This window comes from Rhizobium ecuadorense, assembly GCF_001187535.1.
GTDB lineage: Bacteria > Pseudomonadota > Alphaproteobacteria > Rhizobiales > Rhizobiaceae > Rhizobium > Rhizobium ecuadorense.
The window spans coordinates 1-246 of sequence record NZ_LFIO01000369.1 but is presented as its reverse complement, the minus strand read 5'-3'; the positions used below and the strand labels follow the sequence as shown (position 1 = coordinate 246).

Here is a 246-nt window from a genome sequence, read left to right as displayed (position 1 = left end):
GTCCGCCCATGTCTTCGGGACGGAGAGGCCGAGGTCCTGGTAGATTTTCCTGTTGTAGAGGATCCCTCCCGCCATCGCCGTGCCGAAGGGAACGCCATAGATCTTGCCATCGGCACGGACGACCGATTTGAAACTTTCGTCGACTTTCGCTTGCGACGACAGTCCGCTCAGATCGACAAGCGTCTGTGTCGGCTTCAGGGCCTGTAGCAGCGAGCCGGAATTGTAGAGAAACACATCGGACATCTC

1 protein-coding gene is annotated in these 246 nt (G+C 57.7%); it reads right to left on the bottom strand.

Annotated elements, in window-relative coordinates:
* The coding region (locus tag AF337_RS08105; RefSeq protein WP_152970958.1) for an extracellular solute-binding protein at positions 1–246 on the bottom strand (246 nt) is incomplete at both ends.